30 protein-coding genes are annotated in these 26,532 nt (G+C 69.9%); 23 read left to right on the forward strand and 7 right to left on the reverse strand.

The window, feature by feature from the left end; genetic code table 11:
* Positions 1 to 8: 8 nt before the first annotated feature.
* The 4 genes from ODR01_RS01605 to rlmN all read left to right on the forward strand — a co-directional run bounded on the left by ODR01_RS01605 (position 9) and on the right by rlmN (position 3,054).
* Complete coding sequence (locus tag ODR01_RS01605; protein ID WP_316975840.1) at positions 9 to 587, forward strand: RNA methyltransferase; 579 nt, start codon at positions 9 to 11, stop codon at positions 585 to 587.
* A gap of 70 nt (positions 588 to 657) precedes the next feature.
* Complete coding sequence (locus tag ODR01_RS01610; protein ID WP_316975841.1) at positions 658 to 1,185, forward strand: invasion associated locus B family protein; 528 nt, start codon at positions 658 to 660, stop codon at positions 1,183 to 1,185.
* 183 nt (positions 1,186 to 1,368) lie between these two features.
* The gene (locus ODR01_RS01615) at positions 1,369 to 1,842 is read left to right on the forward strand and encodes a hypothetical protein (RefSeq protein WP_316975842.1); all 474 of its coding nucleotides are present in this window, start codon (positions 1,369 to 1,371) and stop codon (positions 1,840 to 1,842) included.
* A gap of 81 nt (positions 1,843 to 1,923) precedes the next feature.
* Positions 1,924 to 3,054, forward strand: a complete 1,131-nt coding sequence (gene rlmN / locus ODR01_RS01620) for a 23S rRNA (adenine(2503)-C(2))-methyltransferase RlmN (RefSeq protein WP_316975843.1) — start codon at positions 1,924 to 1,926, stop codon at positions 3,052 to 3,054.
* Between the two features lie 82 nt (positions 3,055 to 3,136).
* Here rlmN and ODR01_RS01625 read toward each other — a convergent pair whose 3' ends face one another.
* Positions 3,137 to 4,444 (reverse strand): esterase-like activity of phytase family protein, encoded by a 1,308-nt coding sequence (locus tag ODR01_RS01625; RefSeq protein ID WP_316975844.1) that lies wholly within the window; start codon positions 4,442 to 4,444, stop codon positions 3,137 to 3,139.
* Between the two features lie 236 nt (positions 4,445 to 4,680).
* On the opposite strand from ODR01_RS01625, the gene ODR01_RS01630 reads away from it, so the two are divergent.
* The 3 genes from ODR01_RS01630 to ODR01_RS01640 all read left to right on the forward strand — a co-directional run bounded on the left by ODR01_RS01630 (position 4,681) and on the right by ODR01_RS01640 (position 6,575).
* Positions 4,681 to 5,886, forward strand: a complete 1,206-nt coding sequence (locus tag ODR01_RS01630; protein WP_316975845.1) for an argininosuccinate synthase — start codon at positions 4,681 to 4,683, stop codon at positions 5,884 to 5,886.
* Positions 5,887 to 6,039: 153 nt separating this feature from the next.
* Positions 6,040 to 6,300, forward strand: a complete 261-nt coding sequence (locus ODR01_RS01635; RefSeq protein WP_316975846.1) for a CopG family ribbon-helix-helix protein — start codon at positions 6,040 to 6,042, stop codon at positions 6,298 to 6,300.
* Positions 6,300 to 6,575 carry a type II toxin-antitoxin system RelE/ParE family toxin gene (locus tag ODR01_RS01640; protein ID WP_316975847.1) on the forward strand — a complete coding sequence of 92 codons (276 nt, stop codon included), beginning with the start codon at positions 6,300 to 6,302 and terminating at the stop codon, positions 6,573 to 6,575. The genes ODR01_RS01635 and ODR01_RS01640 overlap by 1 nt, the downstream gene beginning before the upstream one ends.
* 13 nt (positions 6,576 to 6,588) lie before the next feature.
* Here ODR01_RS01640 and cobB read toward each other — a convergent pair whose 3' ends face one another.
* Positions 6,589 to 7,353 carry a Sir2 family NAD+-dependent deacetylase gene (gene cobB, locus ODR01_RS01645; RefSeq protein WP_316975848.1) on the reverse strand — a complete coding sequence of 255 codons (765 nt, stop codon included), beginning with the start codon at positions 7,351 to 7,353 and terminating at the stop codon, positions 6,589 to 6,591.
* Positions 7,354 to 7,437: 84 nt separating this feature from the next.
* On the opposite strand from cobB, the gene ODR01_RS01650 reads away from it, so the two are divergent.
* The 3 genes from ODR01_RS01650 to ODR01_RS01660 are packed head-to-tail and all read left to right on the forward strand — an operon-like array spanning position 7,438 to position 9,453.
* Positions 7,438 to 7,911, forward strand: coding sequence for a low molecular weight protein-tyrosine-phosphatase (locus tag ODR01_RS01650; protein WP_316975849.1), 474 nt, complete (start codon positions 7,438 to 7,440; stop codon positions 7,909 to 7,911).
* An 8-nt stretch (positions 7,912 to 7,919) separates the two neighbouring features.
* A complete protein-coding gene (locus ODR01_RS01655; protein ID WP_316975850.1) occupies positions 7,920 to 8,771 on the forward strand; it encodes a fructosamine kinase family protein in 852 nt (283 codons plus the stop codon).
* Position 8,772: 1 nt separating this feature from the next.
* Positions 8,773 to 9,453 (forward strand): HAD family hydrolase, encoded by a 681-nt coding sequence (locus tag ODR01_RS01660; protein WP_316975851.1) that lies wholly within the window; start codon positions 8,773 to 8,775, stop codon positions 9,451 to 9,453.
* Here the strand turns inward: ODR01_RS01660 and thpR are convergent.
* From thpR to ODR01_RS01675, 3 genes are all read right to left on the reverse strand, one after another.
* The gene (gene thpR, locus ODR01_RS01665) at positions 9,429 to 9,971 is read right to left on the reverse strand and encodes an RNA 2',3'-cyclic phosphodiesterase (protein ID WP_316975852.1); all 543 of its coding nucleotides are present in this window, start codon (positions 9,969 to 9,971) and stop codon (positions 9,429 to 9,431) included. The genes ODR01_RS01660 and thpR overlap by 25 nt on opposite strands.
* Positions 9,972 to 10,000: 29 nt before the next feature.
* Positions 10,001 to 11,134, reverse strand: coding sequence for an FIST signal transduction protein (locus ODR01_RS01670; protein WP_316975853.1), 1,134 nt, complete (start codon positions 11,132 to 11,134; stop codon positions 10,001 to 10,003).
* Between the two features lie 71 nt (positions 11,135 to 11,205).
* Entirely contained in the window at positions 11,206 to 11,826 is a 621-nt protein-coding gene (locus ODR01_RS01675; protein WP_316975854.1) for an arylesterase, read from the reverse strand.
* Positions 11,827 to 11,884: 58 nt separating this feature from the next.
* Here ODR01_RS01675 and ODR01_RS01680 point away from each other — a divergent pair, with 58 nt between their 5' ends.
* The 3 genes from ODR01_RS01680 to ODR01_RS01690 all read left to right on the forward strand — a co-directional run bounded on the left by ODR01_RS01680 (position 11,885) and on the right by ODR01_RS01690 (position 16,021).
* Positions 11,885 to 12,619: an ABC transporter ATP-binding protein gene (locus tag ODR01_RS01680; RefSeq protein WP_316975855.1), complete on the forward strand. Its 735-nt coding sequence runs from the start codon at positions 11,885 to 11,887 to the stop codon at positions 12,617 to 12,619.
* Positions 12,616 to 15,144: an ABC transporter permease gene (locus ODR01_RS01685; protein WP_316975856.1), complete on the forward strand. Its 2,529-nt coding sequence runs from the start codon at positions 12,616 to 12,618 to the stop codon at positions 15,142 to 15,144. The genes ODR01_RS01680 and ODR01_RS01685 overlap by 4 nt, the downstream gene beginning before the upstream one ends.
* A 115-nt stretch (positions 15,145 to 15,259) precedes the next feature.
* Positions 15,260 to 16,021: a Bax inhibitor-1/YccA family protein gene (locus ODR01_RS01690; protein ID WP_316975857.1), complete on the forward strand. Its 762-nt coding sequence runs from the start codon at positions 15,260 to 15,262 to the stop codon at positions 16,019 to 16,021.
* A 78-nt stretch (positions 16,022 to 16,099) separates the two neighbouring features.
* Here ODR01_RS01690 and ODR01_RS01695 read toward each other — a convergent pair whose 3' ends face one another.
* Complete coding sequence (locus ODR01_RS01695) at positions 16,100 to 16,456, reverse strand: carboxymuconolactone decarboxylase family protein (protein ID WP_316975858.1); 357 nt, start codon at positions 16,454 to 16,456, stop codon at positions 16,100 to 16,102.
* A gap of 232 nt (positions 16,457 to 16,688) precedes the next feature.
* Here ODR01_RS01695 and ODR01_RS01700 point away from each other — a divergent pair, with 232 nt between their 5' ends.
* The 10 genes from ODR01_RS01700 (at position 16,689) to ODR01_RS01745 (ending at position 24,578) form a co-directional block, all read left to right on the forward strand.
* Positions 16,689 to 17,288, forward strand: coding sequence for an SCO family protein (locus ODR01_RS01700; RefSeq protein WP_316975859.1), 600 nt, complete (start codon positions 16,689 to 16,691; stop codon positions 17,286 to 17,288).
* A 3-nt stretch (positions 17,289 to 17,291) separates the two neighbouring features.
* Positions 17,292 to 17,729: a YcgN family cysteine cluster protein gene (locus ODR01_RS01705; protein ID WP_316975860.1), complete on the forward strand. Its 438-nt coding sequence runs from the start codon at positions 17,292 to 17,294 to the stop codon at positions 17,727 to 17,729.
* Positions 17,717 to 18,463, forward strand: coding sequence for a M48 family metallopeptidase (locus ODR01_RS01710; protein ID WP_316975861.1), 747 nt, complete (start codon positions 17,717 to 17,719; stop codon positions 18,461 to 18,463). Before ODR01_RS01705 ends, ODR01_RS01710 begins: the two co-directional genes overlap by 13 nt.
* Positions 18,464 to 18,521: 58 nt before the next feature.
* Positions 18,522 to 19,610, forward strand: a complete 1,089-nt coding sequence (gene ada, locus ODR01_RS01715; protein ID WP_316975862.1) for a bifunctional DNA-binding transcriptional regulator/O6-methylguanine-DNA methyltransferase Ada — start codon at positions 18,522 to 18,524, stop codon at positions 19,608 to 19,610.
* 41 nt (positions 19,611 to 19,651) lie between these two features.
* The gene (locus ODR01_RS01720) at positions 19,652 to 20,905 is read left to right on the forward strand and encodes a multidrug effflux MFS transporter (RefSeq protein WP_316975863.1); all 1,254 of its coding nucleotides are present in this window, start codon (positions 19,652 to 19,654) and stop codon (positions 20,903 to 20,905) included.
* An 82-nt stretch (positions 20,906 to 20,987) separates the two neighbouring features.
* Positions 20,988 to 21,404, forward strand: a complete 417-nt coding sequence (gene panD, locus ODR01_RS01725; RefSeq protein WP_316975864.1) for an aspartate 1-decarboxylase — start codon at positions 20,988 to 20,990, stop codon at positions 21,402 to 21,404.
* Entirely contained in the window at positions 21,401 to 21,820 is a 420-nt protein-coding gene (locus ODR01_RS01730; protein WP_316975865.1) for a secondary thiamine-phosphate synthase enzyme YjbQ, read from the forward strand. The genes panD and ODR01_RS01730 overlap by 4 nt, the downstream gene beginning before the upstream one ends.
* A gap of 81 nt (positions 21,821 to 21,901) precedes the next feature.
* Positions 21,902 to 22,498, forward strand: coding sequence for a D-sedoheptulose 7-phosphate isomerase (locus ODR01_RS01735; RefSeq protein WP_394356796.1), 597 nt, complete (start codon positions 21,902 to 21,904; stop codon positions 22,496 to 22,498).
* On the forward strand, positions 22,495 to 23,973 hold the full coding sequence (rfaE1, locus tag ODR01_RS01740; protein WP_316975866.1) for a D-glycero-beta-D-manno-heptose-7-phosphate kinase: 1,479 nt from the start codon (positions 22,495 to 22,497) through the stop codon (positions 23,971 to 23,973). Before ODR01_RS01735 ends, rfaE1 begins: the two co-directional genes overlap by 4 nt.
* Positions 23,970 to 24,578, forward strand: coding sequence for a methyltransferase family protein (locus ODR01_RS01745; RefSeq protein ID WP_316975867.1), 609 nt, complete (start codon positions 23,970 to 23,972; stop codon positions 24,576 to 24,578). The genes rfaE1 and ODR01_RS01745 overlap by 4 nt, the downstream gene beginning before the upstream one ends.
* Positions 24,579 to 24,584: 6 nt before the next feature.
* On the opposite strand, the gene ODR01_RS01750 is transcribed toward ODR01_RS01745, so the two are convergent.
* The gene (locus tag ODR01_RS01750) at positions 24,585 to 26,516 is read right to left on the reverse strand and encodes a transglycosylase domain-containing protein (protein WP_316975868.1); all 1,932 of its coding nucleotides are present in this window, start codon (positions 26,514 to 26,516) and stop codon (positions 24,585 to 24,587) included.
* Positions 26,517 to 26,532: the final 16 nt, after the last annotated feature.

Here is a 26,532-nt window from a genome sequence, read left to right on the forward strand (position 1 = left end):
GAAGGCGAGTGGTCAGAGGCTATTTCGGGGTCGGTGTCGAGCGCATCAGCAAAGCGCTCAACATGGGCAGCATCTTCCGCACGGCCCATGCCTTCGGCGCCAGCTTCGTGTTCACGGTGGCCGCCGTCTACCCCGAGCAGGAGGGGCGCCTGGCCGACACCTCGAACGCGCCGGCCTCGCTGCCCTTTTACAACTTTCCCGACCTCGGTTCGCTCATGCTGCCCAAGGGTTGCGCGCTGGTCGGCGTCGAGCTGACGGACGACGCCGTCGAGCTGCCCACCTTCCGCCATCCGCGCCAGGCCGCCTACATCCTGGGGCCGGAGCGCGGCTCGCTGTCGCCGGCCACCATCGAGCGCTGCGAGTTCGTCATCAAGATTCCCACCCACTTCTGCGTCAACGTCGGCATCGCGGCGGCCATCGTCATGTACGACCGCCTGCTCAACCTGGGCAAGTTCGCCGAGCGGCCGGGCATCCCGGGCGGCAAGCCAACGCCGCGCGAGGCCCCGGTGTTCGGTCCGCCCCGCTTCCGGCGCAAGGTCGACCTGTTCCTGGCGCCGCCGCCGACCCGGGTGACCGACATCGATTGAACCCGGCAAAAGCCGGCATCGCCGCGTCACCCTCTTGGCAACGACGCCGGGCGCGGTTATCAATGGCGCCATGGAAACCGCTCGTCTTTTCCCCATCGTCGCCGCCCTCCTCATCGGAGCCGGCGCCGCCGCCGCCCAGACGCCTTCTCCCGCCTCCGGCTTCATCGACAATTTCGACGACTGGAGCGCCTTCAGCGAGAAGGAGAACGGCAAGCCGCTGTGCTACATGGCCAGCCTTCCCAAGAAGTCCGAGGGCGTGGCCGGACAGCGCGGCGCCGCCTACATGATGGTGACCCACCGGCCGGCCGAGAAGACGACGGGCGAGGTCAGCGTGCGGGCCGGCTATATCTACAAGGAAGGCAGCGAGGTGGAGGTCCGCGTCGGCGGCGGCCAGCCCATCATGCTGTTCACCGACCAGGGTTTCGCGTGGACGCGCGAGGCCAAGACCGACCAGGCCCTGATCGCCGCCATGAAGGCGGGTGCCAGTCTGGTCGTCAAGGGCACGTCGAGCCGCGGCACGCAAACCACCGACAGCTATTCGCTCAAGGGCTTCACGGCGGCGCTCGAGGCCATCAACAAGGCCTGCGGGGTCAAGTAGCCTGTCGCCGGCGAAGCCGGCATCCTGCGACGCACCATGAAAATCATTCTCGTATCCGGATGACCCGCCGCCAGGGCCGGGCTGGAATCCTGCGCCCGTCGCGATGCCGCGGGTTGGCATGCCGATTGCGAGACGTAGAGCAAGGAGCGCCCATGCGGCGCGCTCCATCCGGGAAAATCGTCCATGCGTCCACGCCTCGCCCTCTTCGCCGTCGCCCTTGCCGTGTGCGGGCTTGCCGCCGGCGTCCGGGCCGAGGTGGTGCCGGCGCCGCACCCGGCCGCCACCGGCTCGCAGGTTCGGCTGGCCGCCTTCATGGCCCCGGTGCGCAATGCCGATGGCCGCATCCGGGCGATGGCCGTCACGCCGGTATTGCGCCTGGCTGCCGGCGGGTCGGCCGCCGCCGTCTGCGACCTGTCGCCGCGCGTGCTGGACGCCTTCATCGCCGCCCTCTATCGCGCCCCCCTTCCCGGCCACGGCGCGGCCGGTCTCAACGTCGATGCCGCGCGCGGCCGGCTGACCGAGGCGGTCAACGTGGCGCTCGGGCGTGTCGCGGTGATCGGCATCGACCTGGTGGCCGGCCTGCCGAAAACCGGCGCCGCCGACCCCCGCATCGCTGGCGCCTCCGTGTGCAAGGTGACCAAGAAGAAGGCGGACTGATCTTTTCGCCGTTGCGAAAAATCGCCCCGCCCCCCGTCAGACCCTTTGGCCCGGCCGGCCGAATCGCTATATCCTCCCATCATGACCGATGAACGCATCAACCTGATCGGCCTCGACCGCGCCGAGCTTGGCAGTCTGCTTGCCGAAATGGGCGAGCAGCCCTTCCGCGCCCGGCAGCTGTGGCACTGGGTGTATCACCGCGGCGCCACCGATTTCGACGCCATGACCACGCTGGCCAAGGACTTCCGCCCCCGCCTGGCCGAACGCTTCTGCGTCGAGCGGCCGGGCGTCACCACCGAACTGCGCTCGGCCGACGGCTCGCGCAAATGGCTGCTGCGCTTCGCCAGGGGTCACGAGGCGGAAACCGTGTTCATCCCCGAGGAGGACCGCGGCGCGCTGTGCATCTCGTCGCAGGTCGGCTGCACGCTGACCTGCAAGTTCTGCCACACCGGCACCCAGCTTCTGGTGCGCAACCTGACGGCCGGCGAGATCGTCGGCCAGCTGATGGTGGCCCGCGATTCCTATGGCGAGTGGCCGGCCCCCAAGGGCGGCCGGCTGCTGTCCAATATCGTCATGATGGGCATGGGCGAGCCCCTGATGAACTACGACGAGGTCGCCAAGGCGCTCAAGATCATCATGGATGGCGAGGGCATCGCCATCTCCAAGCGGCGCATCACCCTTTCCACCTCGGGCGTGGTGCCCCTGATCCGCCGCTGCGGCGAGGATCTGGGGGTCAAGCTGGCGATCAGCCTGCACGCGGTGACCGACGAGCTGCGCGACGAGATCATGCCGATCAACAGGAAATACCCGCTGGCCGAGCTGATGGCGGCGTGCCGCGATTACCCGGGCGCCGACAACGCCAGGCGCATCACGTTCGAGTACGTCATGCTGAAGGGGGTGAACGACAGCCCGGCCGACGCCCACGCCCTGGTGCGCCTGGTCAAGGGCATCCCGGCCAAGTTCAACCTCATCCCCTTCAACCCGTGGCCGGGGGCGCCCTATCAGTGCTCGACGATGGACGCCATGACGCGCTTCGCCGAGATCGTCAACGCCGCCGGCTATTCGGCGCCCATCCGCACGCCGCGCGGCCGCGACATCATGGCCGCCTGCGGCCAGCTGCGGTCGGAGACCCAGCGCGAACGGCTGAGCCGCTACAAGACCCGCCTCGCCACCGGCGCCGAGGACGACCACGAGGCCCCGGCCCCGGCCTGATCCGCCGGTCTCCGCAGTCCCCCAAAAAGAAGGGGCGTCCACTCGGGACGCCCCAGGTGCAAGTTGCGGGCACAGGAAACGTTCAGCGGCCGGCCGTCTTGAGGCCGTCGCCGCGCAGGATGACCACGCGGGTCTTCTCGCCGGTGATCCCGAAATCGTCGTCGTTGATCATGAACAGCGCGCCGTCGGGCAGCAGGGCCAAGCCTTCCAGCTTGGCCGGCACTTCGGGGTGATCCGCCGAATCGAAGCGCAGGATCTTGGCGACCGGTGCGATGCCGGCGGCGGCCGCCGCCGTCTGCTCGAGGGAAGGCGCCGTCGCCGCGTCGTCCCACTTGCCGGCCAGGATGTTGGTGGCGCCGGCGAGCGTCACCTCGTGGAGCTTGGTGGTCTTCTCGGTGCGCTCCAGCACCAGCAGGCGGTCGGCGCCCAGGGCCATCACCTCGCTGATCCTGGGATCGCTCTGCTTCTTCGAGGGATCGAGGCGGAAGCTCTGCGGGTCGTCCAGTTCGTAGACGTACTCGCCGACCACTCGGCGGGCCCGGCGGTCGTACTTGAAGAGCCGGGTGTTCCGGGCCTGGGCATAGGCCTTGGCGTCGGGATTGGCGAGCGGGTTCTGGACCATGAAATAGAGGAAGGCCTCGTCGGGAGACACCGCCATCGATTCGATGCCGCGGTTGGTCTGGCGTTTGGTCAGGATGGCCGGCAGGCCGCCGGTGATCTTGTAGTTGGCCCCGGCGAAATCCTTCTCGCTGCCGGCGGGCACGATGCGTTCCTGGATGCGGCCGTCGGCGGCGACGTGAACGATGGAGGGGCCGTTTTCCTCGCCGATCCACCAGCTGCCGTCGGCGAGCCGGACCAGTCCCTCGGCGTCGATGGCGTTGGCGCTGTAGGGAAGCGCCTTGCCGAAGCCGTCCAGCGGCGCCTCGGTCTTGGCCACCGTCAGCGGGTTGAGCAGGCCGTCGATGGGGTTGCCGTCCTTGTCTTTCAGCGCGATGACGTCGAACACCTGGAAGGTGCCGTCGGTCTTGAGCCTCAACCCATAGATCGAGGGCGTATAGGCGGGAACCGGATAGAGGCGGCCCTTTACCCCGTTGCACACCTGATCGGCGGAAAGCCCGGTAATCGCCGGCACGTCGCCGCAGGTGAAGTTGGGGCCGCGGTCGGACAGCGTGTAGACGATATCGGCGGCATCGCCGGCCCGCCGGAAGGCGGCGCTGCCGATGCCGACGCTGAGATCCAGCGTCTTGCCGCCGGGATAAGCCACCCGGCCCAGCTTCAGGATCGGGTCGTTGGCGTGATCGTACAGCACGACCGTATCGGCGGCGAAGGCGGCCCCCGCCCCCAGGGCGACGGCGGCGGCGGTAAAAATCCCCAAGGCGCGGCGGGTCATGGTAGTCCCCCTCATCTTCTCCGGAAAAAAATTGCCATCCCGGAACGACCCGTCGGGGCGCCCCGGAGGCTTCGCCCACTTTAGCCGGGGACGTGTTGCGGTTATGCGACGGCGGCATGACAATGGCGTGACGGGGGCGATGGGGTGGGCAGGCCATTGCGGCGCTTGCCCGGCGTCTTCAAAAGCCTATACTGCGCGCCTCGTTTTGAAATCCCGGACATAAGGGCGCGTCAATCATGAAAGGCCAAGTGAAGAAGGTCGTCCTCGCCTATTCGGGCGGGCTGGACACATCGGTCATCCTGCGCTGGCTGCAGGACGAGTATGGCTGCGAGGTGGTGACCTTCACCGCCGACATCGGCCAGGGCGAGGAGCTGGAACCCGCCCGCAAGAAGGCCGAGATGATGGGCATCAAGCAGATCTTCATCGAGGATCTGCGCGAGGTCTTCGTGCGCGACTACGTGTTCCCGATGTTTCGCGCCAACGCCCTTTACGAGGGCACCTACCTTCTCGGCACCTCGATCGCCAGGCCCCTGATCGCCAAGCGCCAGATCGAGATCGCCAAGCAGGTGGGGGCCGACGCCGTGGCCCATGGCGCCACCGGCAAGGGCAACGACCAGGTGCGCTTCGAGCTCACCTATTATGCGCTCAAGCCCGACATCAAGATCATCGCGCCGTGGCGCCTGTGGAATCTCAACTCGCGCACCAAGCTGATCGAGTTCGCCGACGCCCACCAGATTCCGATTCCCCACGACAAGCGCGGCGAGGCCCCCTATTCGGCCGACGCCAACCTTTTGCACATCTCGTGCGAGGGCAAGGCGCTGGAGAATCCCTGGAACGAGCCCGAGGAATACATCTTCACCCGCTCGGTATCGCCGGAAGCCGCGCCCGATCATCCGACCTACGTCGAGATCGACTTCGAAAAGGGCGACCCGGTGGCCGTCGACGGCAAGCGCCTGAGCCCGGCCGCGCTGCTGACCCGCCTGAACGAACTGGGCGGAGCCAACGGCATCGGGCGCATGGACATCGTCGAGAACCGCTTCGTCGGCATGAAGTCGCGCGGCGTCTACGAGACCCCCGGCGGCACCATCCTGTTCCACGCCCGGCGCGCGGTCGAGAGCCTGACGCTGGACAAGGGCGCCATGCACCTGAAGGACGAGCTGATGCCGCGCTACGCGGAACTCGTCTACAACGGCTTCTGGTTCGCCCCCGAGCGCGAGATGCTCCAGGCCGCCATCGACGAAAGCCAGAAGGTGGTGACCGGCACGGCGCGCGTGAAGCTGTATAAGGGCAACGTCATCGTCGTTGGCCGCAAGTCGCCGAACAGCCTTTATTCCGAGCAGATCGTCACCTTCGAGGCCGACACCGTGTACGATCAGCGCGACGCCACCGGCTTCATCAAGCTGAACGCGCTGCGCCTGCGCCTGCGCAAAAAGGTCGACTGAGGAAACCGGGGCGGGGCCGCGCGGCCCCGCCATCCTCCTTTTTTCGACAAACCAAGAGCCGGCCGCCTCGCGGCTTCATGGCTCCCATCGTCATGCCTTGATCCAATCATATATAATCAATATGATTAAATTTGATTGAGAATGAGGGCCTCCATGGAAACCAAAGTGCTGACCGCCCATGTGCCGCTCGCGCTCGCGGAAAAGGTGGACCGACTGGCCGCCCGCCTGGAGCGTCCGCGCGGTTGGATCGTCAAGCAGGCCTTGGCGGCGTGGGTCGACCAGGAGGAAGAACGCCGACGCCTGACGCTCGAGGCATTGGCCGACGTGGACGCCGGCCATGTCGTCGACCATCGGGAGGTACAGGCCTGGGCCGATAGCCTGGATACCGACGATCCGCTGCCCGCACCGCGTTGATGGACCTGAAATGGACCAGCAAGGCGCTGTCGGATTTGGTGCGCCTCCATACCTTCCTGGCGCCCGCCAACCCGCAGGCCGCGGCGCGTCTTGTCCGGTCGCTGGCAGCCGTGCCGGCGCGGCTGCTCGAACATCCGCGCATGGGTGAAAAACTGGAAGAGTTCGAGCCGCGCGAGGTTCGCCGCATTCTCGTCGACCGCTACGAAATACGCTACGAGGTCCGAGAATCGACCCTCTACGTGCTGCGCCTGTGGCACACCCGGGAGAACCGATAGGCTCCGGGGCACATTACCGCCTCAGCAGCGCCCGGCGGAAATCGGCGGCGTCTTCCGCGGCCAGCGACAGCAGTTCGTCGACGAAGCGCGGCACCACCTCGGTCGCCCGGCCGTAGCGGGCCTCGGCGAAGAGGGACGCCCCCAGCGACGGTTCCAGGTTGAGTTCGACCGTGTGCGCCTCGGTGAACTGGCGCACGTGGCGCACGAAGCCGGCCGCCGGATAGACGTTGCCCGAGGTGCCGACCGAGACGAACAGGGCGCAGCCCTCCAGCGCCGCGTAGATGCGCTCCATCTCCAGCGGCATCTCGCCGAACCACACCACGTGCGGGCGCATGCCGCCGGTCCCTCCGCACGCAAGGCAGGCCGAATCGACGGCGAGGTCGTCCGTCCAGGCGTAGACCGCGCCGCAGTCCTGGCAGCGCACCTTCAGGTGCTCGCCATGCATGTGGACAAGGTTGCGGCTGCCGGCCCGTTCGTGCAGGTCGTCGATATTTTGCGTCACGATCAGCACCTCGCCCGGCCATTCCGCCTCCAGGCGGGCCAGCGCCGCGTGCGCGGCGTTGGGAACGACCGTTCCCTTCATCAGGGTGCGCCGGCGGCTGTTGTAGAAATCGTGCACCTTTACCGGGTCGCGGGCGAAGGCCTCGGGCGTCGCCACCTCCTCGACGCCGACCTTGGCCCATACGCCGTCGGCGTCGCGGAAGGTGTCGAGCCCCGATTCCTTGGAAATTCCGGCCCCCGTCAGCACGACGATGGCATTGTGGTGCGGTGTGGTCATCGTTCCTCCTGACCCCTCGGGGTGGACCGGCGGCATGGCGCCATGATAAGTCAGCCGAGGCATTGAAGGACACGGAGGGTGGGCGTGGTCAACGTCCTTTTCGTCTGCCTCGGCAACATCTGCCGTTCGCCAGCCGCCGAGGGGGTGTTCCGCTCGCTGGTCGAGCGCGAGGGGCTGGCCGGAAAGATCGCCTGCGATTCGGCGGGCACCGGGTCCTGGCATGTCGGCAAGGCGCCGGACGCCCGCATGCGGGCCGCCGCCAGGCAGCGCGGCTATGATCTCGAGTCGCTGCGCGGCCGCCAGGTGACGGCGCGGGATTTCGAGCGTTTCGACTACGTGCTGGCCATGGACGGGGAGAACCTCGCCAACCTGTCGATTCTCTGCCCCAGGGGCCGCGAGAACCGACTTGGCCGCCTGCTCGACTTCGCGCCCGAGGTGGGCCGGCGCGACGTGCCCGATCCCTATTACGGCGGCGCCGACGGCTTCGAGCGGGTGCTCGACCTCGTCGAGGCGGGGGCCCGGGGGCTGCTGGCCGACATCCGGGCCAAGCACCTGTAGGAACCCCGATGTCCGCCCTTACCGAGCGCATCGAAACCATCACCGGCAGCCGGCCGGAGCGCGTCCGGCCCCTGGCTGGCGGCAGCGTCAGCGAGGTCTATCGCGTCGACCTCGCCGACGGCCGGACCCTGGTCGCCAAGACCGGACACGCGGGCGGCGGCCTGGCCGTCGAGGGCTACATGCTGCGCCGGCTGGCCGAGCTATCCGACCTGCCGGTGCCGGCCGTGCTCTACGCCGAGGACACCCTGCTGCTGATGGACTACGTCGAAGCCGGCGGGCGCCTGGACGACGGCGCCCAGGCCCACGCCGCCGAACTGCTGGCCGCCCTGCACGAGATCAGGGGCGAGGCTTTCGGCTTCGAGCAGGACACCCGGATCGGCGGCCTGCCCCAGCCCAATCCGAAGACGGCGCGCTGGCTCGATTTCTTCCGCGACCGGCGGTTGATCCACATGGGCCGCGAGGCGCTGCGGGCCAAGCGCCTGCCGGGCCATCTGATGGGACGCCTCGAGACGCTGGCCGGCCGGCTGGCGACCTGGATCGTCGAGCCGCCCTACCCCGCCCTGCTGCACGGCGACCTGTGGGGCGGCAACATCCTGGCCTACCGCGGCCGCGTGGTCGGATTCATCGATCCCGCCATCTACTACGGCGACCCCGAGATCGAACTCGCCTTCGGCACGCTGTTCGGCACCTTCGGCCCGCCGTTCTTCGCCCGCTATGGCGAACTGCGGCCGATCCGGGAAGGCTTTTTCGAGGAGCGGCGCGATCTCTACAACCTCTATCCGCTGCTGGTCCATGTGCGCCTCTTCGGCGGCTCCTATGTCGGCGCCGTCGAACGGACGCTGACCCAGTACGGGTGTTGAGATGGACGCTGCCCGCCCCGACCTCGTCATCTTCGACTGCGACGGCGTACTGGTGGACAGCGAGCTTCTGGCCAGTCGCCTGCTCGCCGAGGCCCTGGCCGCCGAGGGCTATGCGGTCACCGAGGCCGACTGCCGGGCCCGCTTCACCGGCATCAGCATCCGTTCCGTGATCGAAATCATCGAGGCGGAACGCGGGACGCCGTTGCCCGCCGATTTTGAGGACAAGGTCAGGGCCAACGACCTGGCGGTGTTTGCCCGCGAACTGAAGGCGGTGCCGGGGGTGGCGGCGGCGCTGGCCCGAATTCCGACCGCCAAATGCGTGGCCTCGTCGGGGGCGCCCGAGAAGATCCGCCATTCGCTGACGGTGACCGGGCTGATCGATTTCTTCGCGCCCCATCTGTTCAGCGCCCATATGGTCAGGCGCGGCAAGCCGGCGCCCGACCTGTTCCTGTTCGCCGCCGCCAAGATGGGCGTCGAGGCCGCCCGCTGCGTGGTGGTCGAGGACAGCGCGGCCGGGGTCGCGGCGGCCGGCGCGGCCGGCATGCCGGTGCTGGGCTTCGCCGGCGGCGGCCATGCCGGCGACGGCTACGCGGCCATGCTCAAGGCCACCGGCGCCGCCCGGGTGTTCGACGACATGGCCGAACTGCCGGCCCTGCTTCAGGGGGTGTCGTCCAGCGGATAGTCGACCAGGGGCTCGTAAAGCGCCCCTTCGCTGCCCAGGTGGCTGCGAAACAGCGTGAAGGCGTCGGCCGTGAACGGGCCGCCGAACGAGCCCTGCCGGGTCTGCATGTATTCGCCGACCCGGCCGACCGGGGTTCCGCGCAGGCGGGCCAGCGTCACGTGCGCCTTGAAGTTGCGCCGCTCGGGCGCAAGGCCGCAACGGACCACCGCCGATTCCACCTTTCCGTAAAGGTGGCCGATGGCGGGGCCGGCCTCGACGCCGGCCCACACGGTGTGCACCTGGCGGCCGCGGTCGAAGCAGCCGATGCCGGCGATGCTCAAGGGGAAGGCCGGGGCGCGGATGGCCGCCAGCGCCGCGTCGATGTCCTCGGCCTGTCCCTCGTCGACCTCGCCGATGAAGCGCAGCGTGACGTGCAGGCTTTCGGGGCGCACCCAGCGCGCGCCCGGCAAGCCGCCGGCCAGCAAGGCCAGGCGGGCGCGGATGGCGGAAGGAAGCGGGATGCCGACGAACAGGCGCATGGCGGGTCCGATAGGGCGGCGCCGCTCGCCTACAGGAACAGCGTCAGCACGCCGGTGTAGGCGTAGAGGCGGTTGAAGGAAATCTCGCCGTTGGCGTAGAAGCCGACCAGCGGAATGTCGCCCAGCACGCTGCGGATCAGCGCCATCTCGCCGCCGGCCTCGCCGAACATGTTGGGGCCGCGGGCGATGCACGAGATGTAGATGCCGCCCCGCGGCGGCCGCTCCAGGCGGCTTTTCAGGCGCTCCAGCATGCGCCGGAGGTCGTCGGCGGCGCTGGCCGGATCGCGCTTGACGAAGATCACCCGGTCGCCCGGCTCGACCTGCTGGCCGATGGCCAGCCAGCCGCGCGCCGGATCGATGCCCAAGAGGTTGCGCACCAGGTAGTCGCCGGTGTCCGAGCCGGCGATCGGCAGGGCGGCGTGGATATAACCCGCCGCCTTCGAGAGGTCGGAGGCAAGCTCGGGGCCGATGTCGGCCTTCAGCACGTCCAATGCCCGCTGGCCGTCGAGGCCGATCAGCACGTTGTCCAGACAATCCGAGATTTCGTGGCTTTCGCCGACCGGCGTGCAGCCCTGGCTCAAGCCGGTGACGACGGGAAGGTCGGGCGCGAAGAGGACGCCGGAGACGCCGCCGCCGGTGACCCGCCCGGCCACCTGGTGGGGCGCCTCGCGCGACGAGGTGAGGCCGCCGACCAGGAAGTCGGCGCTGGCTTGCGCTATTTCGTCGATCAGCCCGGCCAGATCCTCGCAGGCGGGATCGGCGTGCACCAGGCCCAGCACCGGCGCGGTGCGGGCGATCCACGCCCGCTGCGTCTCGCCCAACTGGCGGAGCCCGGCGGTCAGCGACGGAAAGACGCAGAAGCTTTCGGGAGGCAGCGTTGCCAGCATCGCCACCACCGCCGGGCGGTCGAAGTATTCCGTCTCGTCGGCGCAAATCCCCATGGCGACGGTGCCGACCCAATGCTCGACCCCGGTCTTCTGGCGCAGGTAGGTGAGGATGCTGGGCAGGTCGCTGGCCAGCACGTCGGTCACGTAGACGAAGCCCAGCGTTGCCTCCTTCGCGGCATCGCCCAGCGCGTCGGCACAGGCCTTGACGGCGTGCGCCCAATCCTCGGCGGCGGCGTGGGCGACCTTGAAGGGGGTCATCGGTGGGCTGTCCTCCATGCTTTTATCCTTCCCGTCCGGCATCATAGCGCAACCGATGGGCGTGCCGAAACCGTGACGACGGCCGGCCGTCAAGGGTCGTCGATCAGGCGTTTGACGTAGGGCAGGATGCGCTCGACGATAACGGCGACGCCGGCCGGGGTGGGATGAAGGCCGTCCGCCTGGTTGAGGGAGCGCTCGGCCGCCACGCCGTCGAGAAAGAAGGGATAGAGGGGAACGCCGTGGCGGGCCGCCAGCCGGGGAAACATGGCGTCGAATTCGGCGGCGTAGTCGCGCCCATAGTTGGGCGGGGCCTTCATGCCGGTAAGCAGGACCTTGAGCCCCTGGGCCTTGGCCCTGGTCACGATGGCGTCGAGGTTGGCCTCGGTCTTTTTGGGGTCGAGGCCGCGCAGGCCGTCGTTGGCCCCCAGTTCGACGATCAGGGCGGCGGGCGGACCGTCGGCGCCGGTGGCCAGCGCCCAGTCGAGGCGCCGGAGGCCGGCGGCGGTGGTGTCGCCCGACACCCCGGCGTTGACTACCCGGGCCTCGATGCCGTCGGCCTTCAGCGCCGCCTGAAGGCGGGCCGGAAAGGCATCGTCGCCGGCCAGCCCGTAGCCGGCGGTCAGGCTGTCGCCCAGCACCACGATGCGCGGCGGGGCCGCATCCGCCGGCGCGGCGCCGGCCAGCACCGTCAGGTTGACAAGCCCGGCCATCACGCCATATCGGATGCTACGGGGAAGACGGCCGAGAATCATCATACCTGGAGCCTCAATGTCCCATCGCCCTGCCACGCCCGAAGCCGCCCTCCGCCTCGACGATGTCCACCTCACACTGGCCAGCGCGGCCGGCCAGGTCAACATCCTGCGTGGCCTCGACCTCGCGATCGCCGCCGGCGAGACGGTCGGCGTCATCGGCCCCTCGGGGTCGGGCAAGACCAGCATGCTGATGGTCATCGCCGGCCTCGAGCGGCCGACCGCGGGCCGCGTCCACGCCGCCGGCGTCGATCTGACGGCCCTGGACGAGGACGGGCTGGCGCTCTTCAGACGCGATCATATCGGGATTGTTTTCCAGAACTTCCACCTGGTTCCGACCATGACGGCGCTGGAAAACGTGGCCATTCCGCTGGAATTCGCCGGCCGTTCCGACGCCTTCGAGGCGGCCCGCGCCAGCCTGGAGCGGGTCGGTCTCGGCCACCGCGTGACCCACTATCCCAGCCAGCTTTCGGGCGGCGAGCAGCAACGCGTCGCGCTGGCCCGCGCCTTCGTCGCCGAGCCGGCCATCCTTTTGGCCGACGAGCCGACCGGCAACCTCGACCGCGCCACCGGCGAAACGGTGATGGACGCGCTCTTCGACCTCCAGCGGCGCTGCAACACCACGCTCGTGCTGGTCACCCACGAGCCGGAGCTGGCCCGCCGTTGCACCCGCGTCATCCACCTGGCGGACGGACGCATCGCCGGCGACGAAAGCGTGCCGGCGCCGCGCGCGGCGGCCCAGGCACGCCCATGAACGGCCTCGGCCTCGCCTTCCGGCTGGCCCGCCGTGAACTGAGGGGCGGCCTCAAGGGGTTCCGCGTCTTCATCGCCTGCCTGACCCTGGGCGTCGCCGCCATCGCCGCGGTCGGCTCGCTGAACCAGTCGGTCGTGGCCGGCCTGGCCGCCGACGGCCGCGCGCTGCTGGGCGGCGACGTCGACGTGCGGACCCAGCAGGCGCCGGCCGACGCCGGGCAACTGGCCTATCTGAAGGCGCAGGCGACACGGCTTTCGACCGTCGTCCAGATGCGCGCCATGGCCCGCCCGGAGACCGGCGTCGACACCCGCGCCCTGGTCGAGCTGAAGGCGGTGGACGGGGCCTATCCGCTGGTCGGCGCCCTGGCCACCGAGCCCCAAGCCCCTCTCGCCTCCCTGCTGGAGAAGCGGGACGGCGGCTGGGGCGTCGTCGTCGATCCGAATCTGCTTACCAAGCTGGGCATCGAGCCGGGGGCCCGGTTGCGCATCGGGGATGCCGAGTTCGTGGTCAGCGCCACCATCGCGCGCGAGCCCGACCGGGTGGCCAGCATGCTGAGCTTCGGGCCGCGTGCCCTGATCGCCGAGGCGGCGCTGGCCGACACCGGGCTGGTGCAGCCGGGCAGCCAGATCGTCTACCACTACCGCCTCACGCTGCCGGCCGGCGTCGATCCCGAGGCCTGGGGCGAGGCGACGGCGGCGGCCTTCCCCGACGCCGGCTGGCGCATCCGCGGCCTCGACGACGCGGCGCCGGGGGTGCGACGCTTCATCGATCGCATGACGCTTTTCCTCACCTTCGTCGGCCTGACCGCGTTGTTGATCGGCGGCATCGGCATCGGCAACGGCGTGAAGAGCTATCTCGACGGGCGTACCGCGACCATCGCCACCCTGAAATGCCTGGGCGCCTCGGGGCGGCTGGTGTTTACCGTCTACCTGATCCAGATCATGGGCCTGGCCTGCGTCGGCGTCGTGCTCGGCCTCCTGCTCGGCGGCGTGGCGCCCCTCGCCGCCGTGGCGCCGCTGGCCGGCCTGCTGCCGGTGCCGCCACGTCTCGGCTTCTATCCCGTCCCCCTGATGTGGGCGGCGGTCTTCGGCCTGCTGACGGCGGCCACCTTCGCACTGTGGCCGCTGGCCCGGGCCCGCGACGTGCCGGCCGCCAACCTGTTCCGCGCCTTCGTGGCGCCGCTGGACGGACGGCCGCGCGCCCGCTACGTCGGCCTCGTCGCAGCGGGCATCGCCGCGCTGGCCGCGCTGACCGTCGCCGGCGCCGGCGAAACCCGGGCCGCCCTGTGGTTCGTCGGCGGCTCGCTGGTCGCCTTCGCCGTCCTGCGCGGTGCCGCCTTCCTGATCATGCGGGCCTCGGCCGGCGTGGCCCGGCCGGCCGGCGCCGAGTGGCGCCTGGCGCTGGCCAACCTGCACCGGCCCGGCGCCTCGACGCCCAGCGTGGTCGTCTCGCTCGGCCTCGGGCTGGCCGTGCTGGTCGCCGTGGTGCTGATCCAGGGCAATCTCAGCCGCCAGATCGGCGAGCGCCTGCCCAAGGAGGCCCCCGCCCTTTTCTTCATCGACATCCAGCCCGACCAGGTGGCCGCCTTCGATGCGACCGTCACCTCCATCCCGCAGGCCAGCGATTACCGCCGGGTGCCGACCCTGCGCGGGCGCATCGTGAAGATCGCCGGCGTGCCGGTCGAGAAGGCCGCCGTCGCCCCCGACGCCGCCTGGGCGGTACGCGGCGACCGGGCGCTGACCTATGCCGCCGAGCCCAGCGCCGATTCCGAGATCGTCGCCGGGAAGTGGTGGCCCGCCGACTATGCCGGACCGCCCCTCGTCTCCATCGATGCCTCCCTCGCCCGCGGCTTCGGCGTCGGCCTCGGCGATACGCTGACGTTCAACGTGCTGGGCCGCGAGATCGAGGCCCGCATCGTCGCCCTGCGCGAGATCGACTGGCGCTCGCTGCGCTTCGACTTCGCCGTCATCTTCGCGCCGGGGACCCTGGAGGGAGCGCCGCAATCCTTCATCGGCGCCGTCCACGCGCCGCCGGGCGCCGACGCCGCCATCGAGAAGGCGGTGACCGAGCGTTTCGCCAACATCTCGACCATCCGGGTGCGCGACGCCCTGGAATCGGCGGCGCGCATCCTGGCCGGGGTGGGCGGCGCGGTCAGGGCGGCGGCATCGGTGACCATCCTGGCCGGCGTGCTGGTGCTGGCCGGCGCCGTGGCGGCGGCCCGTCGGCGGCGGCTCTACGACGCGATCGTTTTCAAGGTGCTGGGGGCGACGCGTACGCGCGTGCTCAAGGCCTTCGTGCTCGAATACGGCATCCTCGGCCTGACCACCGGCGCCATCGCCGCCGTTATCGGCGGCGTCGCCGCCTGGGCGGTGATCGTGTTTTTGATGGAAAGCCCGTGGGTCCTGCTGCCGGGCGCCATGGCGGCGACCCTGGCGGCCGGCCTGCTGGTGACGCTGGCGGTCGGTTTCGCCGGCACCTGGCGGGCCCTGGGCCAGAAGGCGGCGCCCTATCTGCGCAACGAATAATGACAAAAATTTAATCCCGCGCACCCCCCACCGAAGCCCGGAATCCCTTGAATTGCCAGCGTTTCATGCCATATTAGCGGCAAGTGGTTTGCATTATCTGAAAGGGAAACCATCCATGGCATTCGGACCCGATAAACGGTTTGAGCTGCGCACCGCGACGATGACGCGCGCCCAGGCCGAGGCCGCTGAGATCGATGTGGGCCTGCGTGAATACATGCTGCGGGTCTACAACTACATGGCGTCGGGCCTGGCGCTGACCGGCATCATCGCCTACCTGACGGCCACCACGCCGGCCGTGCTGAACCTGCTTTACGCGGTCGGCCCCAACGGCGCCGTGCAGGCGACGCCGCTGGCCTGGATCGTCATGCTGGCGCCGCTGGCCTTCATCCTGGTGCTGTCGTTCGGCGTGCAGCGCATGCAGGCCTCGACGATGCAGATGGTGTTCTGGGCCTTCTCGGCGGTCATGGGCCTGTCGCTGGCCAACATCTTCCTGGCCTTCACCGGGGCCTCCATCGCCCGGGTGTTCTTCATCACCGCCGGCACCTTCGGCGCGATGAGCCTTTACGGCTACACCACCCGGCGGGATCTGACCGCCATCGGCTCGTTCCTGTTCATGGGCCTGATCGGCATCGTCATCGCCTCGCTGGTCAACATGTTCCTGCAGAGCACGGCGATGCAATTCGTCATCTCGGTGGTGGGCGTGCTGGTGTTCGTCGGCCTCACCGCCTACGACACCCAGAAGATCAAGCTGCTGTACCTGGAATCGGATGCGGCCGAGATCGCCACCAAGAAGGCGATCATGGGCGCGGTGACGCTCTACCTCGACTTCATCAACCTCTTCATCATGCTCCTGCACCTGTTCGGCCAGCGCCGCTGACGCGCGCGGAGCGCCTGAAACGAAACCCCGGGAGGCCACCTCCCGGGGTTTTTCGTTGGGACATAGGCGTTGCCGCGATCAATCGCCGGCGCCGGCCGCCTCGAACTGGTCCCAGGCTTCGAGCGTCATCGCCCCGTAGATGAGCGAAGGCCCGCCGCCCATGTAGACGGCCATGGCGATGGTTTCCACCATCTCCTCGCGGCTGGCGCCCAACTCGCGGGCCGCCTTGACGTGAAAAGCGATGCAGCCGTCGCAGCGCACGGCGATGCCGATGGCGGTGGCGATCAGTTCCTTGGTCTTGGGATCGAGGGTGCCGGCCTTGGTGGCCGCCTTGGCGAGGGCCGAGAAGCCCTGCAGGGGTTCGGTCGCGCCTTTGCGCAGAACGCCGATGGCGCGGCTCAAATCCTTGGCCATCTGGGGAAAGTCTTTGCTCATCGATTTCTCTCTTTCTGACGTTTCTTCCGGGATCGGCAGCAGTCCGTCCGCCATCCGGTTTCCACTTTCTTTCCGATGAAATCAAGCCCGCTCGGCCCTGGCGCGCGAAAAACGCCTTTCGCCCGCCGGCACGTGACGATCCGGCGAAACTGGCGTACGGTGCGGGGGTGCGTGGGTGCGGCCGGGTTGGCGTCAGGCGATGAGCGAGGCTGGGCGAAGATTTCCGTTGCGGGTGGCACTGGCCGTCCTCGCGCTGGCCGTCCTCGCGCTGGCCATCGTCGCCAGCTACGGCGTTTACCGTCAGGCCTGGCCGCCCGAACGGCGGCCCCTGGCGACGGCCGACCTGGTGGCCATCGGCGGCCCGTTCAGCCTGATCGACCACACCGGCCGGGCGGTGACGGAGAAGGATTTCGCGGGCCGGCTGCTGCTCGTCTATTTCGGCTATACCTACTGTCCGGATCTCTGTCCGACGGCGCTCACCACGATGGGCCAGGCGATCGGCCTGCTGGGCAACGACGGGGCGCCGGTGGTGCCGCTGTTCGTCACCCTCGACCCGGCCCGCGACACACCCGAACACTTGGCAATGTACGTCGGCTATTTTCACCCCCGCTTGGTCGGCCTGACCGGCACCGCCGAACAGGTCGCCGCTGCCGCCCAAGCCTACCAAATCGATTTCGTCCGGCTGCCCGGCAAGAGCGGCGACGACGAGGACTACCTGATGGACCACACAGCCATTATCTATCTGATGGGACGGGACGGCCGTTTCCGCGCCCACTTCACGCTTGAAACCCCGGCGGCGGACATCGCCGCCCGCATCCGCGAGTATCTTTGACCCATGGCCGACGTCCCCTTCTGGAAGCGCAAGACCCTGACCGAGATGACCCGCGAGGAGTGGGAATCGCTCTGCGACGGCTGCGCCCGCTGCTGCCTGGCCAAGCTGGAGGACGAGGACACCGGCGAGATCGCCTACACCAACGTCGCCTGCCGGCTGCTCGACCACGAAACCTGCCGGTGCACCAAGTACGCCAAGCGCAGCCTGTTCGTTCCCGACTGCATCACCCTGACGCCCGAAAACGTCACCCGCCTGCGCTGGATGCCCTCCACCTGCGCCTACCGCCTGCTGGCCGAGGGCAAGGATCTGCCGGCCTGGCATCCGCTGGTGTCGGGAGATCCCGACAGCGTCCATTACGCCGGCATCTCGGTGCGCGGGCGGGCGGTGCCGGAGCGCCGGGCCCTCGACCTCGAAGATTACATCGTCACATGGCCGGCCTGAGCTTTTTCCGGGCGGGGCGGCGCAAACCCCGGCCCATCCGCGAGGAGCGCACCGTCGTCGAACTCGACGGACGCGAGGTGCCCCTGTGCATCCGCCACCACCCGCGGGCCCGGCGGATGACGCTGCGAATCGATCCGGTGGGCGGCGGCGCCGTCGTCACCCTGCCGGCCTCGACGCCGGCCGACGAGGGAATGGCCATGGTGCGGCGCAAGGCCGGCTGGCTGATCGGCCGTCTGGAGGCGCTGCCGCCGCGTTCGGTCCTTGCCGACGGCGCGATCGTCCCTCTTTTGGGCGCCGAACTCACCGTCCGCCACCGTTCCGAGGCCCGCGGCGTGGTGCGCCGCGAGGGAAATGCCCTGATCGTCGCCGGCCGCCCCGAGCACCTGGCCCGCCGCCTGACCGACTGGCTGAAGGCCGAAGCCCGGCGCGAGTTCGCCGCCCGCGCCCGGGTCAAGGCCGAAGCCCTGGGCTGCCCCATGGGCCGGGTCACCGTGCGCGACACCCGCACCCGCTGGGGGTCGTGCTCGGCCAACGGCAACCTGTCCTTCTGCTGGCGGCTGGTTCTGGCGCCCCCTTTCGTCGTCGACTACGTGGTGGCCCACGAGGTCGCCCATCTGGCGGTGCGCGACCACAGCCCGCGCTTCTGGAAAACGGTGGCGACGCTGACCGGGGAAGCCGAGCGGGCCCGCGCCTGGCTGAACAGCCACGGCGAGGCCCTGCATCGTTTCGGCTAGGCGGTTTGAGCGCAGGGTTCGGATAGATTTTCTCCGCCGGCGGCCTAGATTGAGGGTCATGAGCCAGAACCCATCCCATCCCGCGACGACCAACGCCCAGCGCTGGCGGGCCGTCGCCACCCGCGACGCCGCCTTGGACGGCGCCTTCGTCTATGCCGTCGCCTCGACCGGCGTCTTTTGCCGGCCGTCCTGCCCAAGCCGGCGGCCCAAACGCGACAGGGTACGCTTCTTCGACGACGCCCCCGCCGCCATGGCCGCCGGCTTCCGCGCCTGCCGGCGCTGCCGGCCGGAGGCGCCGGCCGCCGCCGACCCCGAGCGGCGCATCGTCGAGGCGGTGTGCAAGGCCATCGCCGAGGCCGAGGACGCGATCCCGACGCTGGACGCCCTGGCCGCCACGGTCGGCGTCAGCCCGCATCACCTGCAACGCGTCTTCACCCGGGCCACCGGCCTGTCGCCCCGCCGCTACGCCGAAGCCCGGCGGCGGGAGCGCTTCGCCGCCGGCCTGCGCCAGGGCGTGCCGGTGACGGCGGCGCTCTATGACGCCGGCTACGGCTCCTCCAGCCGGCTTTATGAAAAGTCGAACGCCCATCTCGGCATGACGCCGGCCTCCTACGCCAAGGGGGGCGCGGGGGCGACGATCGCCTTCAGTTTCGCCAATTCGCCGCTCGGCCGCCTGCTGGTGGCGGCGACGGACAGGGGAGTGTGCGCCGTCTGCCTGGGCGATGCCGACGACGCGCTGGAGGCCGAATTGCGCCGGGACTTCCCGGCCGCCACGATCCGCCGCGACGACGGCGCGCTCGCCGCCCACCTGGCCGCCGTGCTCGACCATCTGGCCGGCCGCCTGGCGCGCCTCGACCTACCGCTCGACGTGCGGGCCACCGCCTTCCAGTGGCAGGTGTGGCGGGCGCTGGCCGCCATCCCGCGCGGCGAGACCCGCACCTACGGCACCATCGCCGCCGGTCTCGGCAGGCCGACGGCGGCACGCGCCGTGGGAAGGGCCTGCGGCCTTAATCCGGTGGCCCTCGTCGTGCCCTGCCATCGGGCGGTCGGCGGCGACGGGACGCTGACCGGCTATCGCTGGGGCATCGAGCGCAAGCGCCGTCTGCTCGACCTCGAAAAAGTGAAAAAGGCGGGCAAAGCGCGCTGATCGCCTTTGCCCGGCGGGCGCCATTCCGCCTATAAAGCGCCATGGCTTGGCCACGCACCCAACCCGATCCCGCGTCCATCGCCGTCGGCGGCCTGCTGACGGCGATGATCGCCATGGGCCAGATTTCGACGGCCATCTACGCCCCGTCGATGCCCTCGCTGGTCGCCGGGCTTTCCACCACGCCCGAGATGGTCAGCCTGACGCTGACCGTCTTCCTGGCCGGATTCGCCGTCTCCCAGATGGTCTTCGGCCCGCTTTCCGACCGCTTCGGCCGGCGTCTCGTGCTGATGGCCGGCGCCGTCATCTTCGTGGCGGCCAGCCTGGCCTGCGCCCTGGCGCCGACCATCGGCGTGCTGCTCGTCGCCCGCTTCTTCCAGTCGATGGGAGCCTGCGCCGGCGCCGTGGTCGGCCGCGCCGTGGTGCGCGACGTCTATGGCCGCGAGCGGGCCGCCCGGGCGCTGGCCTTCATCGGTGTCGCCTTTTCGGTGTCGCCGGCCATCTCGCCGATCATCGGCGGCTATCTGCAGGTGTGGTTCGGCTGGCGCTCCAGCTTCACCTTCCTGGCCCTGGTCGGCCTCATCCTCGGCGCCGCCACCTGGACGATGCTGGCCGAGACCAACCGCCACCCCGACCCCCACGCGCTCAATCCGGTGGCCATGGTCCGCAATTTCGCCACCCTGTTGAAAAGCCCGGTCTACATCGGCTACATGCTGGCGCTGTCTCTGGTGTTCGCCGGGCTGATGGCCTTCGTCACCGCCTCGCCGTTCCTGCTGATCGACGGGCTTCGCCTGTCGCCCGCCCATTATGGCCTGCTGGTGGCGCTGCCGACCGTCGGCACCTTGGCCGGCAACCTGTCGGCCGGCGTGCTGACCTTGCGGCTGGGTGTGGACCGCATGGTGCTGATCGGCACCCTGCTGGCCTTCGCCGGCGGCGTCGCCATGGCCGCCGGCGGCTGGACCGGCCATTTCGCGGTGATCCCCATCCTGGCCGCCGTCGCCGTCTTCCTGCTCGGCATGGGTATCGTCATGCCCAACGCCATGGCCGGCGCCATGGCCCCCTTCCCGCGCATGGCGGGCGCCGCCTCGGCGCTGCTGGGCTTCGCCCAGATGGGGGTGGGCGCCCTGGCCAGCCTGACCGCCGGTTCCCTGCCGCACACCGCCTCGCAACTGCCGCTTGGCCTGGTGATGACGGGGCTCGGCGCCGGCGGCCTGGTGGCTTTCCTGACCTTGGTCTGGCCGCGCCGCCATGGCGCGACCCCACCGCCAGCGGCAGCCCCGCCGGCTGCGGGCGGTTGATTCCACCGGCCATCGGCGTATATCACACCCGGCGCCGCCAGCCGGCCGCCATATTTTTTCTCTCGATCAAGGACACGCCTCCGTGCTGAAAGTCGTCCGAGCCAAGCTCCATGGAATCCGGGTGACCGGCGCCGACCTCGATTACCACGGCTCCATCACGCTCGACCCCGAACACTGCGATGCCGCCGGGATCTACCCGCTCGAATTCGTCGAGATCTGGAACAAAAATTCGGGTGCCCGGCTTTCGACCTACGTCATCTTCGGCGAGGCGGGGTCGCGCTGCTGCGTGCTCAACGGCGCGGCGGCCCGCACCTGCCAGGTCGGCGACGAGGTGATCATCGTCGCTTCCGACTACATCGAGGCCAAGGCGCTGCCGGAGGTCCGCCCGAAGGTCCTGACCTTCACGCCGGACAACCGCATCGACCAGGTCCTGCGCTACGATGTGTTCGCCAGCGACAAACGAAAGTTCGATTTCCGCATCCTCGACGAGACGCCATGAGGCAGACGCAGCAGACGATCACCGTTCGCACCCCCGGCCAGGGCCTTCACGAGGTCACCGGCGAGATCGCCCGCTGGGTGGCCGATCAGGGCATCGAACAGGGGCTGCTCACCGTCTTCTGCCAGCACACCTCGGCCAGCCTGACCATCCAGGAGAACGCCGACCCCGACGTCAGGGCCGATCTCGAAAGCTTTTTCAAGCGCCTGGTCCGCGAGGACCCGGCGCTCTATCGCCACACCGTCGAGGGCCCGGACGACATGCCGGCCCATATCCGCGCCGCGCTGACCGCCGTGTCGCTTTCCGTGCCGGTGACCGCCGGGCGACTGGCGCTCGGCACCTGGCAGGGCATCTACTTGTTCGAGCACCGCCGAGGGCAGCACCAGCGCCGGCTGGCGCTTCATCTTGCCGGCGATTGAACGCGCTCTCGCTTTGCATCGCCGATGGAAATCGGGGTAAAAGGGAGGCCGGCGGCCGAACCGACGGCGGGAGGGAAAAGCGTGGCGGCACGGACAGGCATCGACCTGGAGGCGTATTTCACAGCCGAGATGGACAGCCACCAGCGCACCCTGGAGGCGACCCGCCAAGTCCTGTTCGAGCCCTTCGCCCGGCTGGTTGCGGCGTGCGCCGAATCGATCCGGCGCGGCGGCAAGATCCTTTTCTTCGGCAACGGCGGCAGCGCCGCCGACGCCCAGCACTTGGCCACCGAGCTGGCGGTGCGCTATCAGCGGGACCGCGCGCCGATCGCCGGCCTGGCGCTGACCACCGACACTTCGGCCTTGACCGCCATCGGCAACGACTTCGGCTTCGAGGCGCTGTTTTCGCGCCAGATCGAGGCCTTGTGCCGGGCCGGCGACGTGGCCATCGGCTTCTCGACCTCGGGCAACAGCGCCAACGTGAACAACGCCCTTAAGACGGCCCGCGCGCTGGGCGCCGTCGCCGCCGGCTTCGGCGGGCGCGACGGCGGCGCCATGCGCGGGCTGGCCGATCCCTTCCTGTGCGTGCCGGCCGCCGAGACCGCGCGCATCCAGGAAATGCACATCACGCTGGGCCACATGCTGTGCGGGGCCCTGGAGCGGGAGCTGGGGCTGCTATGACCGACCGCGCCCAGCTGGTTCCCCTGGTCGAGGCGTTCGGCGCCGCGCGCGTGCTCGTCGTCGGCGACATCATGCTGGATCGTTTCGTGACCGGCGCGGTCGAGCGCATTTCGCCGGAAGCCCCCATCCCGGTGCTGCGCGTCGAGGCCGAGTCGGCGATGCTGGGCGGCGCCGGCAACGTGCTGCGCAATCTGGCGGCGCTCGGCGCCTCCTGCCGCTTCGTGGGCGCCATCGGCGACGACGAGGCCGGCCGCGAGGTGCTGGCGCTCCTGGCCGAACACCCGACCGTCGCCCCCGAGCTGGTGGTCGAACCGGGCCGGCGAACGTCGATCAAGACCCGCTTCGTCGCCGGCACCCAGCAGATGCTGCGGGCCGACCGCGAGGATACGGCGCCGCTGTCGGCGACGGCCGGCGAGGCCGTGGTCACCGCCGTCAACCGGTCGCTGGGCGAATGCGACCTGGTGGTGCTGTCCGATTATGGCAAGGGCGTGTTGGGCGGCGGCATTGCCGCGCGCATCATCGCCGCCGCCCACGAGGCCGGAAGGCGGGTCATCGTCGATCCCAAGGGCACCGATTACAGCCGTTATCGCGGCGCCCACCTGCTGACCCCGAACCGCGCCGAGCTGGCCCAGGCTACCGGCATGCCCACCGCCACCGACGCCGACATCGTCGCCGCCGCCCGCGCGCTGATCGCCGGCTGCGGCGTCGACGCCGTGCTGGCCACCCGCAGCCGCGACGGCATGACCCTGGTGTTCGCCGACGACGCCCATCACCTGCCGACCGAGGCGCGCGAGGTGTTCGACGTGTCGGGCGCCGGCGACACCGTGATCGCCGCCGTGGCCGCCGCGCTGGCGGTCGGCGCCGACCTGGCGAAGGCGGCGCGCCTCGCCAACGTCGCCGCCGGCATCGTGGTCGGCAAGGTCGGCACCGCCGCCGCCTACACCGCCGAGGTCGTCGCCGCCCTGCATCGCCAGGATCTCTCCAGCGCCGAGGCCAAGGTCCTGAGCCTGCCCCAGGCCCTCGATCGCATCGCCGTGTGGCGGCGCACCGGCCGCAAGGTGGGCTTCACCAACGGCTGCTTCGACCTGCTGCATCCCGGCCACGTGGCGCTGCTCGCCAAGTCGCGCGCCGCTTGCGACCGGCTGGTGGTGGGGCTCAACAGCGACGCCTCGGTGGGCCGCCTCAAGGGCCCGGAACGCCCCATTCAGCCCGAGGCGGCGCGGGCCGCCGTGCTGGCCTCTCTGGCCTCGGTCGATCTGGTGGTGATCTTCTCCGAGGACACGCCGCTGGCCCTCATCGAGGCGATCAAACCCGACGTCCTGGTCAAGGGCGCCGACTACACGGTGGAAACCGTGGTCGGCGCCGACGTGGTGCAGGCCAACGGCGGGCGCGTGCTGCTGATCGAGCTGGAGCCCGGCCACAGCACGACGGCCACCATCGCCCGCATGAACGGCAAGGCGGCTTCGCCGTCGTGACGCCGCTGGCCGGCCACCTGGCCTATGCCCTGGCCTGGCTGTCCTTCGGCGCCCTCCATTCGCTGCTCGCCCGTTCCTTCGTCAAGGATCGTCTGCGCCCGCTGTTCGGCCCGTGGTATCGGCTTGCCTACAACGGCCTGTCGGTGGCCCATATCGCCGCCGTGTGGGCCGTCGGCTGGTTTGCCTTCGCCGGGGCCGGGGCCTTCGGCCTTCCCGGCTGGGCGCGGGGCCTGCTGCTCGCCGTCGAGATCGCCGGCTGGGGACTGATGGCCGCGGCGCTCGCCGGCTACGACCTGGGGCGCCTTGGCGGCATGAGCCAGATCCGCCACCATCGGCGGGGCGTCGCCGAGCCCGAGGACGAGCCGTTGCGCACCGACCGCCTGCACCGCTTCGTGCGCCATCCCATCTATTCGGCGGGATTCCTGATCCTGTGGGGACGCATCGGCAACGAATTCGAACTGGCGACCGCCATCTGGGGGTCGCTCTATCTGGTCATCGGCGCCCTCTTCGAGGAACGCTGGCTGCTGACCCATTACGGCGCCGCCTACGCCGACTATCGCCGCCGGGTGCCGGCCTTCGTGCCGTGGAAAGGCCGGGCCATCTAGCCGGCTTCAGCCCTGGACGCCGAGGGTGGAGAGCAGGCGGCTCCAGAAGCCGTCCTGGGGCGCTTTCGGCGCCGACTCGCCGCCGCCGTCCTGCAGCGGACGCGCCGGGACGTCGCGGTGGGCGGCCGTCATGAAGGCCTGCCAGACCTTGGCCGGCAGGCCGCTGCCGGAAACCTTGCGCATCGGCGCGCCGTTGTCGTTGCCCATCCACACCCCGGCCACCAGCTGGGGGGTGTAGCCGACGAACCAGGCGTCGCGGAAGTTCTGGCTGGTGCCGGTCTTGCCGGCGGCCGGGCGGTCGAGCGCCGCCGCCCTGCCGGTGCCCTCGGTCAGCACCCGCTCCAGCATGCGGTTCATGGCCGCCACGTGGGCGGCGGAGGCCACCGGCCCCGGCCCCGAGCCGGCGCGCCGGTAGAGTACGGCGCCGCGGCTGTCCCTGATCTCGCGGATGCCGTAAGTCCAAACCCCGCGGCCGCCGTTGGCGAACGCCGCAAAAGCCGCCGTCAACTCTGAAAGCGTCACCTCGCCGGTGCCGAGCGCGAGGTCGAGGGTCGGCTGCAACGGACTGGTGATGCCGAGCCGGCGGGCGGCGGCAACCACCGCCGGCGGACCGGCCCGCTGGGCGACCCGGACCGAGACGGTGTTGAGCGAACGGGCCAGCGCCTGGGTCATCGACACCTCGCCCATGAAGCGGTTGTCGAAATTGCCGGGAGTCCAGCCGTCGATGGAGATGGGGGCGTCCATCAGGCGGCTGTCCGGCGTCAGCCCGGCCTCGAGGCCGGCCAGAAAGACGATGGGCTTGAAGGCCGAGCCCGGCTGGCGCAGGGCCTGGGTGGCGCGGTTGAACTGGCTCACGCCGTAATCGCGGCCGCCGACCATGGCGCGCACGGCGCCGTCCGGGGCCATCGCCAACAGGGCCGCCTGGCCGATGTCGAGCCCGGCCGCCGGCCCGTCCAAAGCCTCGCCAACGGCACGCTCGGCCATTCCCTGGAGCAGCGGGTCGAGCGTGGTGAAGACCATCAGGTCGCTGTCGCCCGGCGCCACGAAGCCCGACACCTGTTCCATCAGCCAGTCGGTGAAATAGCGGGCGGCCGGCCCGTTGGCGGCGATGGTGCCGCGCCCGGTCTTGGCCGCCCGTTCGGCCTCGGCCTCGCTCAGGGTGCCGGCGTCGACCATGGCGGCCAGCACCACCCGGGCGCGCGCGCCGGCCTTCCCGGGATCGTTGGCCGGGTTGAAGCGCGACGGCGCCTTGAGCAGGCCGGCCAGCATGGCCGACTCGTAGACGGTGAGGTCGCGCGCCCTGTGCCCGAAATAGCGCCGCGCGGCAGCGTCGACGCCATAGGTGCCGGCCCCCAGATAGACGCGGTTGAGATAGAGGGTGAGGATCTGGTCCTTGCTGAAGCGCTGTTCCAGCCACAGCGCCAGCAGCACCTCCTGCACCTTGCGCTTGATCGAGCGTTCCGGCGTCAGGAACAGGTTCTTGGCCACCTGTTGGGTGATGGTGCTGCCGCCCTGGACGATGCGCCCGGCCCTGGCGTTGGCGACCATGGCGCGCGCCAGACCGATGACGTCGAGGCCGAAATGGTCGCGGAAGCGGCGATCCTCGATGGCCAGCACGGCGTCGGGCATGGAGGCCGGCAGGTCGGACAGGCGCACCGGGGCGCCGTGCACCTCGCCCACCGTGGCCAGCGTGGTGCCATCGGCGGCGATGAAGGTGACGGTCGGCTGGCGGGTGGCCTCCAGCGCGGCGTCGATGTCGGGCAGGTCATAGGCATAGAAGGCGGCGACGCCGGTGGCGGCGATGACCCCCCACACGGCGGCGATGGCCGTCCACTTGGCGGCGAACAGCACCAGGCGGGCCGGCAGCGAGGGCCGCCGCGAACGCGGCGACGCCTGCCGGGCCGCCTTGCGGCCCCGCGGGGGGTGAGGTCGTGCCATGGCCGATTATGCGATC

Origin of the sequence: Shumkonia mesophila (assembly GCF_026163695.1) — a bacterium.
GTDB classification, from domain to species: domain Bacteria; phylum Pseudomonadota; class Alphaproteobacteria; order Rhodospirillales; family Shumkoniaceae; genus Shumkonia; species Shumkonia mesophila.

Excerpts from the sequence above, each read along its gene's own strand:
- ODR01_RS01640 (WP_316975847.1), top strand. The coding sequence starts at position 6,300 with ATGGACCTGAAATGGACCAGCAAGGCGCTGTCGGATTTGGTGCGCCTC.
- ODR01_RS01660 (WP_316975851.1), top strand. The coding sequence starts at position 8,773 with ATGGACGCTGCCCGCCCCGACCTCGTCATCTTCGACTGCGACGGCGTA.
- ODR01_RS01655 (WP_316975850.1), top strand. The coding sequence starts at position 7,920 with ATGTCCGCCCTTACCGAGCGCATCGAAACCATCACCGGCAGCCGGCCG.
- cobB (WP_316975848.1), bottom strand. The coding sequence starts at position 7,353 with ATGACCACACCGCACCACAATGCCATCGTCGTGCTGACGGGGGCCGGA.
- ODR01_RS01750 (WP_316975868.1), bottom strand. The coding sequence starts at position 26,516 with ATGGCACGACCTCACCCCCCGCGGGGCCGCAAGGCGGCCCGGCAGGCG.
- ODR01_RS01680 (WP_316975855.1), top strand. The coding sequence starts at position 11,885 with ATGTCCCATCGCCCTGCCACGCCCGAAGCCGCCCTCCGCCTCGACGAT.
- ODR01_RS01625 (WP_316975844.1), bottom strand. The coding sequence starts at position 4,444 with ATGACCCGCCGCGCCTTGGGGATTTTTACCGCCGCCGCCGTCGCCCTG.
- ODR01_RS01675 (WP_316975854.1), bottom strand. The coding sequence starts at position 11,826 with ATGGCCGGGCTTGTCAACCTGACGGTGCTGGCCGGCGCCGCGCCGGCG.
- ODR01_RS01615 (WP_316975842.1), top strand. The coding sequence starts at position 1,369 with ATGCGTCCACGCCTCGCCCTCTTCGCCGTCGCCCTTGCCGTGTGCGGG.
- ODR01_RS01730 (WP_316975865.1), top strand. The coding sequence starts at position 21,401 with ATGAGGCAGACGCAGCAGACGATCACCGTTCGCACCCCCGGCCAGGGC.
- ODR01_RS01630 (WP_316975845.1), top strand. The coding sequence starts at position 4,681 with ATGAAAGGCCAAGTGAAGAAGGTCGTCCTCGCCTATTCGGGCGGGCTG.
- ODR01_RS01710 (WP_316975861.1), top strand. The coding sequence starts at position 17,717 with ATGGCCGGCCTGAGCTTTTTCCGGGCGGGGCGGCGCAAACCCCGGCCC.
- ODR01_RS01705 (WP_316975860.1), top strand. The coding sequence starts at position 17,292 with ATGGCCGACGTCCCCTTCTGGAAGCGCAAGACCCTGACCGAGATGACC.
- thpR (WP_316975852.1), bottom strand. The coding sequence starts at position 9,971 with ATGCGCCTGTTCGTCGGCATCCCGCTTCCTTCCGCCATCCGCGCCCGC.
- rfaE1 (WP_316975866.1), top strand. The coding sequence starts at position 22,495 with ATGACCGACCGCGCCCAGCTGGTTCCCCTGGTCGAGGCGTTCGGCGCC.
- ODR01_RS01690 (WP_316975857.1), top strand. The coding sequence starts at position 15,260 with ATGGCATTCGGACCCGATAAACGGTTTGAGCTGCGCACCGCGACGATG.
- ODR01_RS01685 (WP_316975856.1), top strand. The coding sequence starts at position 12,616 with ATGAACGGCCTCGGCCTCGCCTTCCGGCTGGCCCGCCGTGAACTGAGG.
- ODR01_RS01670 (WP_316975853.1), bottom strand. The coding sequence starts at position 11,134 with ATGGAGGACAGCCCACCGATGACCCCCTTCAAGGTCGCCCACGCCGCC.
- ODR01_RS01695 (WP_316975858.1), bottom strand. The coding sequence starts at position 16,456 with ATGAGCAAAGACTTTCCCCAGATGGCCAAGGATTTGAGCCGCGCCATC.
- ODR01_RS01635 (WP_316975846.1), top strand. The coding sequence starts at position 6,040 with ATGGAAACCAAAGTGCTGACCGCCCATGTGCCGCTCGCGCTCGCGGAA.
- ODR01_RS01610 (WP_316975841.1), top strand. The coding sequence starts at position 658 with ATGGAAACCGCTCGTCTTTTCCCCATCGTCGCCGCCCTCCTCATCGGA.
- ada (WP_316975862.1), top strand. The coding sequence starts at position 18,522 with ATGAGCCAGAACCCATCCCATCCCGCGACGACCAACGCCCAGCGCTGG.
- rlmN (WP_316975843.1), top strand. The coding sequence starts at position 1,924 with ATGACCGATGAACGCATCAACCTGATCGGCCTCGACCGCGCCGAGCTT.
- ODR01_RS01720 (WP_316975863.1), top strand. The coding sequence starts at position 19,652 with ATGGCTTGGCCACGCACCCAACCCGATCCCGCGTCCATCGCCGTCGGC.